At 59.0% G+C, this 14,070-nt stretch carries 9 protein-coding genes; 6 read left to right on the plus strand and 3 right to left on the minus strand.

The genetic code is table 11. The annotated features are described in order from the left end of the window. Positions 1 to 3: 3 nt before the first annotated feature. The gene (locus tag ACQG0S_RS02820; protein WP_063138022.1) at positions 4 to 5,589 is read left to right on the plus strand and encodes a trifunctional serine/threonine-protein kinase/ATP-binding protein/sensor histidine kinase; all 5,586 of its coding nucleotides are present in this window, start codon (positions 4 to 6) and stop codon (positions 5,587 to 5,589) included. 3 nt (positions 5,590 to 5,592) lie between these two features. Here ACQG0S_RS02820 and ACQG0S_RS02825 read toward each other — a convergent pair whose 3' ends face one another. Beyond that, positions 5,593 to 6,210 carry a response regulator transcription factor gene (locus ACQG0S_RS02825; protein WP_022646926.1) on the minus strand — a complete coding sequence of 206 codons (618 nt, stop codon included), beginning with the start codon at positions 6,208 to 6,210 and terminating at the stop codon, positions 5,593 to 5,595. Positions 6,211 to 6,528: 318 nt separating this feature from the next. On the opposite strand from ACQG0S_RS02825, the gene ACQG0S_RS02830 reads away from it, so the two are divergent. Both ACQG0S_RS02830 and ACQG0S_RS02835 read left to right on the plus strand, forming a co-directional pair. Beyond that, on the plus strand, positions 6,529 to 7,134 hold the full coding sequence (locus ACQG0S_RS02830) for an ATP-dependent Clp protease proteolytic subunit (protein WP_022646928.1): 606 nt from the start codon (positions 6,529 to 6,531) through the stop codon (positions 7,132 to 7,134). Between the two features lie 134 nt (positions 7,135 to 7,268). Next, positions 7,269 to 8,390 (plus strand): cupin domain-containing protein, encoded by a 1,122-nt coding sequence (locus tag ACQG0S_RS02835; RefSeq protein ID WP_063138023.1) that lies wholly within the window; start codon positions 7,269 to 7,271, stop codon positions 8,388 to 8,390. 38 nt (positions 8,391 to 8,428) lie between these two features. Here the strand turns inward: ACQG0S_RS02835 and ACQG0S_RS02840 are convergent, their stop codons facing one another. Beyond that, positions 8,429 to 8,614: a hypothetical protein gene (locus ACQG0S_RS02840; RefSeq protein WP_010427252.1), complete on the minus strand. Its 186-nt coding sequence runs from the start codon at positions 8,612 to 8,614 to the stop codon at positions 8,429 to 8,431. A 220-nt stretch (positions 8,615 to 8,834) separates the two neighbouring features. Between ACQG0S_RS02840 and ACQG0S_RS02845 the strand changes: the two genes are divergently transcribed. The 3 genes from ACQG0S_RS02845 to foxA all read left to right on the plus strand — a co-directional run bounded on the left by ACQG0S_RS02845 (position 8,835) and on the right by foxA (position 12,390). Continuing rightward, the gene (locus ACQG0S_RS02845) at positions 8,835 to 9,068 is read left to right on the plus strand and encodes a DUF2171 domain-containing protein (RefSeq protein WP_003863067.1); all 234 of its coding nucleotides are present in this window, start codon (positions 8,835 to 8,837) and stop codon (positions 9,066 to 9,068) included. 138 nt (positions 9,069 to 9,206) lie between these two features. Beyond that, positions 9,207 to 10,160 carry a helix-turn-helix domain-containing protein gene (locus tag ACQG0S_RS02850; RefSeq protein ID WP_022646930.1) on the plus strand — a complete coding sequence of 318 codons (954 nt, stop codon included), beginning with the start codon at positions 9,207 to 9,209 and terminating at the stop codon, positions 10,158 to 10,160. 121 nt (positions 10,161 to 10,281) lie between these two features. After that, on the plus strand, positions 10,282 to 12,390 hold the full coding sequence (gene foxA / locus ACQG0S_RS02855; protein ID WP_103891573.1) for a ferrioxamine B receptor FoxA: 2,109 nt from the start codon (positions 10,282 to 10,284) through the stop codon (positions 12,388 to 12,390). Positions 12,391 to 12,492: 102 nt separating this feature from the next. Here the strand turns inward: foxA and ACQG0S_RS02860 are convergent, their stop codons facing one another. Further along, positions 12,493 to 13,908 carry a PLP-dependent aminotransferase family protein gene (locus tag ACQG0S_RS02860; RefSeq protein WP_022646932.1) on the minus strand — a complete coding sequence of 472 codons (1,416 nt, stop codon included), beginning with the start codon at positions 13,906 to 13,908 and terminating at the stop codon, positions 12,493 to 12,495. Between the last annotated feature and the right edge of the window lie 162 nt (positions 13,909 to 14,070).

Consider the following 14,070-nt stretch of genomic DNA (forward strand, 5'->3'; position numbering starts at 1 on the left):
CGGATGAACGAACAAACGTCGCCTGCATTTTGGCCCGCCCGGGGAAGTCTCCATGAAGGGCGGGCTTTTGTTCTGAAAGAGGATGTTATTTTTACCGTGCTGGCGCAGGAGGGCGGCATCTCCTGGATGAACGGGCGGCATCCCCAGTCCGGCGGTTCGTTTATTATTGCCACCGCGGTCAGCGATGAAGAAGAGGAGCGGGCAACGCGGCTGCTTAAAAACGAGTTTGCCCTGCGCGATCGACTTCATGACGGCTGGGCTATCCGGCCCGTCGCTTCAACCCAGTACCGCGGACGTTTTGCGCTGGTCTACGCGCCGTTCTGCTTTGAACTGCTGGCGTGCCGGGCAGGTAAGGCGATTTCCGGGATCGCCCGCTTTATCGAGATGGCGATCCGCATCTGCGGTCCCCTGCGCCAGATGCATCTGCACAACCTGATCCACGGCGATATCAAACCCGGGTCGATCTTCGTTCATCACGACGCCACCAGCCGTCTGTGCAGCTTTGGTCTTTCCTGCGCCACTTCCGACGCATTCTCCCAGTCCCGGCTTGCCGCGTCTGGCGGCACGCCCGCCTACATGTCACCGGAACACACCACGCGTACCCGGCGCGCCGTCGACAGCCGGAGCGATCTCTACAGTCTGGGTATCGTGCTTTATGAACTTCTGACCGGGCGATTGCCGTTTGAACTGAGCGCTGATGACCAGACTAACTGGGCGCATTACCACATTGCCTCTGAGCCGCTTGCGCCGGGCCGGGTGCGTCCGGACGTACCCGGCATGCTCTCGACCATTATCCTTAAGTTGCTGGAGAAGAATCCGGAGAATCGCTATCAGACCGTCGACGGGCTGATTGCCGACCTCAGGCGCTGCCAGGCGACGCTGACCGCCGAAGGTGAGATCGTCGACTTTATTCCCGGCCAGCAGGATCGCTCTCCGGCGATCCATCTTGCCGATTCGCTTTTCTCTGCGCATCCGCAGGCCAGCGACGTCATCGCCGCGTTTGAGCGGGTCAGCCAGAGCGGTGCGCCGGAACTGGTGACGATTGGCGGTCCGTCGGGGATCGGCAAATCTTCCGTGATCGCCACCACGCTGAAATCGCTGCAACAGCGCAAGGTGCTGCTGGCGGTGGGCAAGGTCGATCAATACTCTCCCACGCTGCCCTACGGCGTGCTGAGTTCGGCGTTTCGGACGCTCACGCTGCACCTGCTCGGGCTGCCAGCCGGGGAGGTGGCGACGTGGAAAATCCGCCTGTCGCGCGCGCTGGAAGGCTTCGAGGAGCTGGCTGTCAGCCTGGTGCCGGAGCTGAATTTATTTCTTGAGAACAAACCGCGTTTCTCTGCGGATACATTTTCCATCGACGCGCGGGCGCGCTTCAGCCATATGGTGCTGGCGCTGGTGAAAACCTTCGCCACCCAGGGCGCGCCGCTGGTGCTGCTGCTGGATGATGTGCAGTGGATCGACGCCGCCAGCCTGCAAACGCTCGATTACCTGCTGCGCGCCTGCGGCGCCATCCCGCTGCTGGTGGTGGTGGCGCACCGCGATCTCAGTTCGCTTTCTGATCCCAGCTTGCAGGCCGCGCTGGCGAGCCTGCCGGAGGCGGCGCAGCATGCCATGACGATCGTGCCGCAGCCGCTGTCGGTGAAGGCCGTGGCACGCTGGCTCGGGGGGATTTTTCATGCCCGCAGTACCGGCACCTCCGATCTTGCCACGCTGATCCATGAAAAAACCGGCGGCAACCCGCTGTTCGTTCAGGAATTTTTCCGCCGCATCGTCGATGACGGACTGGTGGTGCACAACAAATATCAGGGGAAATGGCATTACGATCTCCAGGCCATCCGCGCCCGGCATTACACCGAGAACGTGGTGACGCTGGTGCTTGAACAGCTCAAGGAGATGCCCGACGAGACGCGCCGCCTGCTGGGCAGCATCGCCTGCCTCGGCTGCACGGGCGAGCTGGAGATGCTGTGCCGCGTGGTGGGGCAGTCGGCGGCGGAAATCCGCTACGCCCTTCATCCGGCGGTTACCGCTCAGCTGATTGTGCTGACGGAGAAAGAGTACGCTTTTACCCACGATCGGGTGCAGGAAGCCGCCTTTGCCCTGCTGGATGAGGGCGAGAAAAGCCATCTGCACCTGACCACCGCCAGCCTGCTGGCGGATGCCGCGCGGCAGACGGCGGGTAACGAACTGCTGTTCCGCGCGGTTCACCACGTCAGCGCTGCGCTGGACTGCATCCAGCCTGCGCCGCAGCGCCAGAGATTCCGTGAGCTGAGCCTCCAGGCCGCGCGGCGTGCGAAGCGTACCGGCGATTACCTTTCCGCCTTAAGTTACATCCAGACAGCCAGAGCGCTGGGGAACGCGGGTCCGGTCTCGGACTTTATGCTGGATATCGAAGAGGCGGGCTGTGAGTTCGCGCTCGGGCACCTGGAGCGCACGCGCGCGCTGTGCGATACAATCCTCGGCTCACCGGGCGGGCTGACGGAGAAAGCGCTGGCCGCTAACCTGCTGGCGGAAGTCTATATGCGCCAGTCGGAGATCCGCCTGGCGCTGGAGGCGTCGTTATGCTGGCTGGGCGTGTTCGGGATCCAGATCAGCCGCTACCCGGAAAATGCCGAATGTGACGAGGCCTGGCAGCAGTTCTGTCAACGCACCGCCGACGCGCCGCAGAACCCGTTTACTCAGCTTAAGCTGATGGAGAGCGCGGAGACCGAAGCGGTAATGAACCTGCTTTACAGCGCCAGTATTTTCGCCAGCTTTACCTGCCCGCGCCTGCACTTTTTACTCCTGTGCCGGATGATGCACCTCACGCTCGATCGCGGCATAACCGGCGCATCCACCACGGCGATGGCCTGGTTTGGCGTGCTGATTGGCCACCGCTACGCCGAATACCGTCTCGGGTTTGAGTACGGCACGCTGGCTCGCGAGCTGGTGAACCGCCACGGCTATGATGCCTATGAAGCTAAAACTCTGCTGCCGCTCGACCAGCTCAGCGTCTGGACCCAGCCGCTGTCGTACACTATCGAGTGCGCCAAGGCCTGCTTTACCTCGGCGGTGACCCACGGCGACATGACGATGGCCTGCTTCGCGGCCTGTCACCAGATCATTAACTTCCTCTCCCGGGGCGATCATCTGGACGGCGTGTTGACCAGCATCGATCGCGGTCTGGCTTTTGTGCGTAAAACGGATTATCAGGACATTGAAACCGTTCTGCACATTCAGCGCCGCTACGTGGAGTTTTTACGCACGCCGGTGACGGGCACATGGAGCGCCGCCCAGGCGCTGCCTGACGATCTGCTGCCCGCACCGCCGGAGCAGGCGCCCGAGCAGACCTCGACCATGCTGTTCTGGTACTGGCTCTATCGCGGGATGGCGCACTTTACCTGCGGCGAATACGCCGACGCGCAGGCGGATTTAGAGAGGGCGGGCTGGTATGCGTGGTCCGCGCCGGGCCATATCCATCTGCTGGATTACCATTTTTACAGCGCGCTGGCGCTCTCCCGCCAGCTTACGCCGGAGACCTTCTCGGCGGATTATCGCCGCAGTATTCATCACCATTACGATAAAATTGCCCTCTGGGCGCGGATCAATCCGGGCACGTTTGCCGATAAAGAGGCGCTGATTTATGCCGAAATCGTCCGTCTGGACGGCATGAACAGCATCGCGCTGGAGCAGTATGAAAAGGCGGTGCGGCTCTCGCGGGAGGGCGGGTTTAACCCGATCAATGCCCTGGCCCACGAGCTGGCAGGGCGTTTCTCGCTGGCCTGCGGCTACCCGACCGCCTCCGACGCCCATTTCCGCGGTTCGATTGCCGCCTGGGGCCGTGCCGGGGCGCAGGCCAAGGTGCGTCAGCTGGAGCAGGATTTCCCGCATCTGCTGGCCTCCGGGCAGAGCCGCGCGTACGACACCGTGGCATTTGCCCAGAACGAGGTGATCCGCGATTTACAGAGCGTCATCAAAGCCTCACGCGCCTTGTCCGAAGAAATCAACCTCGAGCGTTTAATTGAAAACCTGATGACGCTGCTGCTTGAACGGGCCGGGGCGCAGCGTGGCCTGCTGCTTCGCGTCAGCGATAATCACATCCCGGAGATCGAAGCCAGCGCCTGGACCAGCACCGACGGGGTGCGGGTTCGCATCCTGAAAGAGACACCGATGGCGACGGACATGCCGCTGTCGGTGCTGGCCGCGGTGATCCGCACCGGGCAGGAGATCCGCACCGGCAAACCGGAGGAATTTCACCCGTTCAGCCAGGATCCTTATCTGGTGACGTCCGGCGCCGCCGTGATGTGTGTCCCGATGTTCAAACAGGCGCGACTGGTGGGGGTGCTGTATCTGGAAAACCGCCTGATGCCGGAAGTGTTTACCGCCGAACATTCGCGCGTGGTCAGCCTGCTGGGCGCGCAGGCGGCGGTTTCGCTGGAGACGGCACGGCTCTACGCCGAGCTGCTGGCGGAAAACATCCACCGCCGACGGGTGGAGAAAGAGCTGCGCGCCAGCCAGACCTCGCTGATGCTGGGTGAGCAGATCAGCCATACCGGCAGCTGGCGCTGGGAGCTGGTGCAGGATCTGATGTTTATGTCCGAAGAGTACGCCCGTATTCTTGGCCTGCCGGAGCAGCAAAAGATGATCTCAATGGCGGAGTTTTTGACCTTCGTGCATGAGGATGATTATGGCCGGATTGGTAACCTCGTTAATCAGAGCGTGCGTGACGGGCTGTCGATGCGCGCGGAGTTTCGCATTATCCGCACCGACGGCTCCGTTCGCTACATTCTCGGGATTGGCGATCCGGTGGGCGTGGGCAGCGAAGTGAATGAGTATTACGGCATCATTACCGACATCACCAGCCAGCGGGCGGCGGAGGATGCGATGCGGGTGGCGCAGGCGGATCTGGCGCGAGTCTCACGGGCCACCACCGTCGGGCAACTCACCTCCTCGATCGCGCACGAGATCAACCAGCCGCTGATGTCGATTGTCTCGAACGCCGGCGCGAGCCTGCGCTGGCTCAACCGCGATCCGGCGCGGCTGGACAAAGTGCGAGAGGGGCTGGAGGAGATCGCCGCCGAGGGCGAGCGGGCAGGGGAGATCATCCGCAGCATTCAATCTCTGACGCGCAAACAGGACCCCACGTTTACGCGAATCGATCTGCACTTCCTGATCCACCACATCATTATGCTCTCCCGCAGCGAACTTGAGCTGCGACACATAAGCGTTGATTATCTCCTGAACGCTGACGACAGCTTTATCATCGGCGACAGCGTGCAGATCCAGCAGGTGCTGCTTAACCTGGTGATGAATGCGATGGAAGCGATGGCGGAAGTGACGGATCGCCCGTGCTGCATCACGATCGCCACCGCGAACTGCGCCGAAGGGAAGGTGATCTTTGAGATCGCCGATACCGGCAGCGGCATTGAGCCGGAGCTCACCGAGCGGATCTTTGACTCGTTCTATTCGACCAAAGCGCAGGGAATGGGGATGGGGCTGACCATCAGCGCCAGCATCATTGAACGGCATCGGGGAAAACTGAGCGCGCGCCGCAGAGAGCCGTACGGCACGGTGTTTACCTTCGCGTTGCCGCTTGCCGGACAGGAGGCGTAACGGTTATTCCGCTGGCTGATGTTTTGTCAGGCGCTCGACGGCCCTGACCAGCTCGGCCACGGAGCGGACCTGCATTTTCTCCATCACCCGGCGGCGGTGTACTTTCACCGTAATCTCACTGACGCCCAGCTCGGCGGCGATCTGCTTGTTGAGCTTGCCGCTGATGGCAAGCTCAAGCACTTCATGTTCGCGCGGCGTGAGGGACATGTGGCGCTGTTTCAGGGCGTAGTGCTCTTTGACGCGGGCGGCGTTGTGCTGTGCCAGCCTGAGCGCGGATTCGATAGAGCCAATGAGGGCGCTGGATTCAACGGGTTTAGTGAGAAATTCGTAGGCCCCGCCTTTGATCGCCCGGACGGACATAGGGATGGTGCCGTGACCGGTGAGAAAAATGATCGGTATTTCTCGCCCGTTGGCTTTCAGCGCATCTGCGACATCAAACCCGGTGATCGTGGGCATTTGCATATCGAGGATCACGCAGGAGGGCAGATCCTCAAAGGGATGGCTGAGAAAGGCTTCTGCTGAGGAAAAGCCAAGGGCGTGTATATCCGCTGATTCCAGCAGCCCAACAACGGACTGCCTGACTGCGTCATCGTCATCAACCACATAAACAATGTGTTCCATTCACCGCCCCGGTGTGATCAGTAAACCATCGAGAATAAAATGCGCCTTTTTGAACGTAAGCGACTGTTTGCTATCCTCATTCATACTAACACATTAATAATTATTATCATTCGGCAATATGAAGATGATATGAAAGTGTAATAAAAATGTGGCGAATTGGTTAGGATCGGAACGCTGTTTTTAGAGACCTTTCCTGCTGCGAAGCCAGAGCGTGACACAGGCGATATTCATCCTGAGCCACGATGTTTTGTGTGAGGACGCCGACGGGTAAAACAGGCTACACTCTGATTTTGAGCGCGACAAGCTGAGGACATAACGATGCACTACACACTGAAAAGCAGTGACGATAAAGAAAAAGCGGAAGGAACAAGCGGCGCGGGCGCTCTACAGCAAAAACTGCTGGAATCCCGTTCGATTGTCATCTCCGGTGAGATCAACCAGGAGCTGGCCCAGAAAGTCATCACTCAGATGATCCTGCTGCAAAGCGTCAGCAACGATCCGATCAAGCTGTACATCAACAGCCAGGGCGGCCACGTGGAAGCGGGCGACACCATCCACGACTTCATTAAGTTTATCCGACCGGAAGTGCACGTCATTGGCACCGGCTGGGTGGCAAGCGCCGGGATCACCATCTTCCTGGCGGCGAAAAAAGAGCACCGCTACTCGCTGCCGAATACCCGCTTTATGATCCACCAGCCGCTGGGCGGCGTGCGCGGTCAGGCAACGGATATCGAAATCGAAGCGCGCGAGATTATCCGCATGCTGGAACGCGTGAACAAACTGATTGCTGACGCCACCGGCCAGCCGCTGGAGAAAGTGAAGAAGGACACCGACCGTAACTTCTGGATGTCACCGGCGGAAGCGCTGGACTACGGCATCGTGGGCAAACTGATCACCCATTATGACGAGCTGAACCTGGATTAAGTTTTAGCCCGCGCGTGCGTCGGGTGACGGCTTCGCCTTACCCGACCTACGCGCGCTCGATTGACCCACGACAAGTTCCCCCCTGGCTGTCTCTTCTATAATCGCGCCTGTCTCCCCTCTCACTGGTGCTAACCATGGCGTATCAACTGAACCTCGACTGGCCGGAATTTCTTGAGAAATACTGGCAAAAACAACCCGTTGTGCTGAAAAATGCCTTCCCGAATTTTGTCGACCCCATTACCCCTGATGAACTGGCGGGTCTGGCGATGGAGCCGGAAGTCGACAGCCGCCTGGTAAGCCATGCTAACGGCAAGTGGCAGGCGAGCAATGGCCCGTTTGAGCATTTCGATAACCTCGGTGAAACCGGCTGGTCTCTGCTGGCTCAGGCGGTGAACCACTGGCATATGCCCGCCGCAGAGCTGGTGCGTCCGTTCCGCGTCCTGCCGGACTGGCGTCTCGATGACCTGATGATCTCCTTCTCCGTCCCGGGCGGCGGCGTTGGGCCGCATATCGATCAGTACGATGTGTTTATTATTCAGGGGATGGGTAGCCGTCGCTGGCGCGTGGGTGACAAGCTGCCGATGCGTCAGTTCTGTCCGCATCCGGCCCTGCTGCACGTCGATCCGTTTGAGCCAATCATTGACGAAGATCTGGCCCCGGGCGATATCCTCTATATTCCGCCTGGATTCCCGCATTACGGCTTCACCCATGAAACCGCGCTCAACTACTCTGTCGGTTTCCGCGGGCCGAACGGTCGCGATCTGATTAGCAGCTTTGCCGATTACGCGCTGGAAAACGATCTGGGTGGCGAGCACTACAGCGATCCGGATCTGACCTGCCGCGAACACCCGGGCCGCGTGGAGCAGTACGAGCTCGATCGCATTCGCCAGATGATGATCGACATGATTAGCAAGCCGGATGATTTTACAAAATGGTTCGGCAGCTTCGTCTCCACGCCGCGTCACGAGCTGGATATTGCCGCCGCCGAGCCGCCGTATTCCGCAGACGAGGTGCTCGACGCGCTGCAAGGGGGCGAAACGCTTTCACGCCTGAGCGGGCTGCGCGTGCTGAACGTCAACGGCAGCTTCTTTATCAACAGCGAACAGCTGGAGACGGCGGATGTGAACGGGGCGGACGCGCTGTCCCGCTACACCCAGCTCGGCCAGGCCGAGCTGGGTGTAGCGCTGAATAATCCGGCGTTTGTGGAAGAGTTGACCGGATTGATTAACCAGGGATACTGGTACTTCGACGAGTAACAGACAGCGGCGTTTAGTCAGACTAAACGCCGCTACGTTCAAACCAGCATATTACAGGCCTTCCAGTAGTTCAGAAGCCGCTCATCGTCGCGCTCTTTTTCCGCTTTAATTTTCATCGCCTGGGCGAGATTTTCTCGCGATACCTCATGGCCTTTTTGCACGATGTCTAAGACCGCTTCACCAAGAGCCAGCGAAATTTCTGTCCGATTGTTGCGAATCGTCATAAATACCTCCTCGTTGGTTGCGATACTTTAATTATGAACGGGAAATAATCAGTCGCTAATAATTCATCTCATTCTTATTTTTTTCAATTCGGCGCTAAATAGACATAATATTCGGTTCTGTCAATGATGTTTCAAAATGCTAATACGCATTTCAGGTCCGAATTTATGCGCTACAGTTAATTTCGTGCAACAGGCAAATAACCGAAACAGGAGAATGAATATGGTAGATAAAAGCGCAATTAAGGATCACACTCAGGTTGTCGCCAGCTGCGGAACGCATGTCGGGGTTGTGGACCATCTTGATGGTGAGCGTATCAAGCTTGCGAAGAGCGACCCGGAATCAGGCGGCAAGCACCACTTTATTCCTCTCGGCTGGGTCGATAAGGTCGAAGATAATAAAGTTGTCCTGACCAAAAACCATAAAGAGGTTTTTGCTGAGTGGCAGGAAGCATAAATATATTTCTCGTAAAGAAATATACGCCTTCGCTCCGGCTTCGTCCGGAGCGTAATAGTGTCTGCGCCCGGTGATTGCTGCCATGGCAAATGAATGGTACTGTTTTGCCTGTCCTTTCCCCGATGCAGGCTCCGAATTATGCTCCAGAGTGAAAATACATCAGCGAAGCGCATATTTTTTGTTGAGGATTTTCAAATATTCGGCGAGCGCTACGGCATCGACTACCGTTTCCCGCAGCTAAAAGATGAGCAGGTCAGCGGCAGCCCCGTGTTGCAGGGGAATGTTGAAGAGATGACGCTCTCGTCCGGCATTTCACTGACCCATTCCGACGTACGTGTATTACAGCCCTATGAAACCACCTCTCGCCACAGCAGCCCGCTTTATATGCTGGTGGTGCTGGAAGGGTGCGTGACGCTCACGCTCAATGGTATCGATTATCCCGTCCGCCCGGGCATGGCGTTCAGCTCGCGTCTGAGTGAAGATCAGGTGATGAGCGCGCGTCACGATGCTGACAGCACGCTGAAAACGCTCTCGTTTGGCGTGTACCCGCACGATGCCGGACGTGAAGCCCTGCTTGAGTCGCTGCTGCTGGAATGGCAAAGCCTGAATACCCCCGCGTTTGTCTGGCACGTTCCCGAGTTTGTGATGTCAGGCATTCAGCATGCACAGCGGCAGGGGGGAAGCGTGCTCTCGCGTAAGCTGTTGCTGGAGGGGCTCATGTACCAGCTGCTCGGCCACGGCCTGAACCAGTGCCAGCTGCCCTGCCCGAGCCGCCCTGAGCATGCGCGTCTGGAACGCGTCCGGTGCCTGCTGGAACAGTCTCCTGAACGTGACCATACACTCGCGCAGCTGGCAGCCCTTGCTGCCATGAGCCCAAGCAGCCTGCGCAGCAAGTTCCGTCAACGCTACGGCTGCACACTCTTCGATTATCTCCGCGACTGTCGCCTTGCGCTGGCGCGTCGCTATCTGCTGGAAGGCCACAGCGTACAGCAGGCGGCGTGGATGTGCGGGTATCAGCATGCCACCAACTTCGCCACCGCGTTTCGTCGTCATTACGGGATTTCACCGGGTGACGTGCGCAAACTCCGCTAACGTAATTTTGTCCATCGCGCGAACGTATCCCGTGCGGTTTAGCATCGCGCATACATAACCTGGCGGCGCGCATAGCTGTTTGCACCCTCAAAAAGGTAATAATTCTTATTAACAATAAGAAATATCTCTGGAGAGGGTTATGTTTGCTAAATCGCGTCTGGCACTGCTGGTGGGATGGGTTACCGGTAGCGTCGCTTTTCCTTTACTGGCGCAGGATGCCCAAAAAACTGACACCGTGGTGGTGACCTCGCAGATGCAGTCTGCGGCCACCAAGCTTGAAACGCCGGATATTGAAACCCCGCAATCGGTCTCTATCGTCACCCGCGAGCAGTTCGAAGAGCAGGGCGCAACCAGCGTGCGTCAGGCCGTGAGCTACACGCCGGGGGTCTACAGCAACCAGATTGGGGCATCAAACCGCTTCGACTACATGGTGCTGCGCGGCTTCTCGGACGGCAGCCTGGACAACGTCTACCTCGACGGACTGAAGATGATGGGCGACACCAATTCCCACAGCTCGCTGGTGGTTGATCCGTGGTTCCTGGACAGTATCGAAGTCGTGCGCGGCCCGGCCTCCGTGCTGTACGGTCGCTCATCGCCGGGCGGCATCGTGGCGCTCACCTCCCGTAAGCCATCGTTCGATCCGGGCGGGGAGATCAAGCTCTTCGCCGGTAACAATAACCAGCGCGGGGCGATGTTCGACGTGACCGGCCCGGTTGATGATAACGACCGCGTGGCGGTGCGCCTCAGCGGGATGACCCGCTATGCTGATTCCCAGTTCGATCCGCTCAAAGAAGAGCGTTACGCGCTGATGCCGAGCCTGACCTGGCGTATCACCGATAATACCCGTCTGGATCTGATGGCCTACCTGCACCGCGATCCGGAAGGCGGCAGCCACTCCGGCCTGCCATATGAGGGCACCGTTGTACCGCACAGCGGTAAGAAAATCTCCAACACCTTCTTCGAGGGCGAGGACGATTACGACAAGTACGATCGTCGGGAAAACATGGTCGGCTATAACATTGAGCACCTGTTTGACAGCGGCTGGGCCGTGCGTCAGAAGCTGCGCTACCTGCACACCAAAGTCGAGCTGAACCAGGTGTATGCCGCAGGCTGGCTGAACGACACCGAGCTGAACCGCGGCTATTCCGGCTCCGACGAGAAGATGAACGCCATCACCCTGGATAACCAGGTCGACGGCAGCTTCGATACCGGCGAGGTGAACCACCGCGTGCTGATCGGCATGGACTACCAGGACCGCACCAACAACGTCACCGGCTACTACGGCGGCTTCCCGCCGATTGACGCTTTCCATCCTGCTTATGGCGCGAAGCCGGACTACATCACCCAGTACAGCAGGGAAAAGCATAAGCTGCGCCAGACCGGCTACTACCTGCAGGATCAGATGTCCATTGACCGCTGGCGCCTCACGCTGGGTGGGCGTTACGACCAGGTGAGCGTGTCGAACGTCGACAACTTCAACCATACCCGCAGCGATCTGGATAAAAACAACTTCAGCAGCCGCGCGGCGCTGCTGTATCTGTTTGATAACGGCGTCGCGCCGTACGTCAGTTACTCCACCGCCTTTACGCCGACCAGCTTTGCCGACGAGCAGGGGAATATCCTGGATCCGATGAAGGGCAAGCAGTGGGAAGCGGGCGTGAAGTATGAGCCGGAGGGGATGAACAGCCAGTTCAGCGCCTCGGTGTTCCGCATCAACCAGAAGAACATTGCCACTAAAGAGGAGCCGACCGATCCGTACCGTTCCATCGGTGAAATCGAATCCGAAGGCGTTGAGCTGGAGGCGATTGGACAGCTGACCGACAGCCTGCGCATGCAGGCGGCCTACACCTATACGGATATTCGCTACAAGAAGAGCAGCCCGGAAGAGGAGGGCAAGCGCGCCGTCTATGCCCCGCGTAACATGGCCAGCGCCTGGCTGAGCTACGACGTCAAAAGCGGCCCGCTGGACGGCCTGACCGTCGGCTCCGGCGTGCGCTATGTCAACGGGATCGCCAGCGATCGTCAGAACACCCATACGCTACCGTCATACACCCTGGTGGATATGGTCGTGGGGTATGACCTGTCGAAAGTGGGGCTCACGGGCGTGAGCGCGCAGTTGAACGTCAATAACCTGACGGACAAAAGCTACGTTGCGGCGTGTAACTCGCTCTCTTACTGCTACTTCGGTGCAGAGCGCAGCATTGTCGGCAGCGTTTCGTGGACGTTCTGAGTCGTTAGCCAATGCCCGGTGGCGCTGCGCTTACCGGGGCTACGGGATCGGTTTTCACCCTCTCCCTGCGGGAGAGGGCCGGGGTGAGGGCAAAATGCCGCACTACCCCTCCATCGCAATCACAATCGCCTCACCCATCTTTTTCAACGCCTCGCGATGTTTATCCGTCGGCGGCAGCGCCACGTTGATCCGCAGACAGTTGCGGTACTTACCGGAGGCGGAAAACAGCGACCCCGCCGCAGCCTGGATTTTGAGACGGCACAGCTGCTTGCTGACGCACACCATGTCGACCGTCTCCGGCAGCTCGACCCACAGCAGGAAGCTGCCCTGCGGGCGGGTAACGCATATTTCTGCCGGAAAATACTGCCGCACCCAGCAGGTGTAGGTCTCCATATTCTGCTGATAAATCTGGCGCATGCGCCGCACGTGGCGATGGTAATGACCGTCGCGAATAAACGCCGCCACCGCCATCTGCGTGCCCGGCACGTTAAACCCGCCCGCGGCGTATTTCATGTGCATCACCCGGTCGTAATAGCGCCCCGGCACAATCCAGCCGACGCGCAGCCCGGGCGCCACGGTTTTGGTAAAGGAGCTGCAGAGGATCACGCGGCCATCAATGTCCATCGAGTGAATGGTGCGCGGGCGCGGGTACTCTGCGGCCAGCTCGCCGTAGATATCATCCTCCACAATCACAATATCGTGCCGCTGGGCGAGCGCCAGCACCTGCTTTTTACGCGCTTCCGGCATGATAAACCCGAGCGGGTTATTGCAGTTGGGGACCAGGATCACCGCTTTGATCGGCCACTGCTCCAGCGCCAGCTCTAACGCCTCGATGCTGATCCCGGTCTCGGGATCGGTAGGTATTTCAATCGCCTTGATGTCGAATCCGCGCAGCATCTGCATGGTGCCGTGAAACGACGGCGACTCGACCGCCACGATGTCCCCAGGCTTGCACACCGAGAGCAGGGCGATCGACAGCGCGCCGTGGCAGCCGTTGGTGATCACAATCTCGTTTGCCGCCACGGTGGAGCCGCCGTCCAGCATCAGGCGGGCGATCTGCTCGCGCAGCTCCAGACGACCATCGAGCACGTCATAGCTCAGCATTTCGCCAGGGTTATGCTGCGCAATGCGGCTCATCTCGCGCCACAGCGGCTTCAGGCTCGGCTGGTTGATGTCCGGCGAGCCGCCACCAAAGGAGATCATCTCTTTGTCGGCGCGGGCGTCCAGCAGCATCATCACCTCATCCCACTGGGTGACGTCCACGGGGCGCTGCACCGGGCGCGTCATCGCCGGTACGGGCGGTTGCGCTTTGCGTTTCGAGACAAAATAACCGGAGCGCGGCTGGGGCGTGATCAGCTGGAGATTTTCGAGGATCTGGTAGGCCTGCTGTATGGTGCTGATACTCACGCCGTGTTCCTGGCTCAGCGTGCGTACCGACGGCAGACGTTCGCCGCTGCGATACAGCCCTTGTTCGATACGTTCCGCCAGTAGGTTGGCCAGATGTTGATAGCGCGTCATGCTGTATCCTTTGTTTTCACCATACAGATTAATAAACCAGTACAGATTGGTGGGTAAAACGCCATGCAGATACCGTTTTAGCGGATCTGTATGGTAAACAAAAGCAGTTTTTGAATCTGTATTGTACTGGCCGTTTTCCATGATGATAACCCCACTGGCACA

This window comes from Enterobacter cloacae complex sp. 418I7 (assembly GCF_050030705.1).
Taxonomy (GTDB): Bacteria; Pseudomonadota; Gammaproteobacteria; order Enterobacterales; family Enterobacteriaceae; genus Enterobacter; species Enterobacter intestinihominis.

What these genes read in the sequence shown, in the direction of transcription:
- ACQG0S_RS02820 (WP_063138022.1), top strand. Translation starts at nt 4, where the DNA reads ATGAACGAACAAACGTCGCCTGCATTTTGGCCCGCCCGGGGAAGTCTC.
- ACQG0S_RS02825 (WP_022646926.1), bottom strand. Translation starts at nt 6,210, where the DNA reads ATGGAACACATTGTTTATGTGGTTGATGACGATGACGCAGTCAGGCAG.
- ACQG0S_RS02830 (WP_022646928.1), top strand. Translation starts at nt 6,529, where the DNA reads ATGCACTACACACTGAAAAGCAGTGACGATAAAGAAAAAGCGGAAGGA.
- ACQG0S_RS02835 (WP_063138023.1), top strand. Translation starts at nt 7,269, where the DNA reads ATGGCGTATCAACTGAACCTCGACTGGCCGGAATTTCTTGAGAAATAC.
- ACQG0S_RS02840 (WP_010427252.1), bottom strand. Translation starts at nt 8,614, where the DNA reads ATGACGATTCGCAACAATCGGACAGAAATTTCGCTGGCTCTTGGTGAA.
- ACQG0S_RS02845 (WP_003863067.1), top strand. Translation starts at nt 8,835, where the DNA reads ATGGTAGATAAAAGCGCAATTAAGGATCACACTCAGGTTGTCGCCAGC.
- ACQG0S_RS02850 (WP_022646930.1), top strand. Translation starts at nt 9,207, where the DNA reads ATGCTCCAGAGTGAAAATACATCAGCGAAGCGCATATTTTTTGTTGAG.
- ACQG0S_RS02860 (WP_022646932.1), bottom strand. Translation starts at nt 13,908, where the DNA reads ATGACGCGCTATCAACATCTGGCCAACCTACTGGCGGAACGTATCGAA.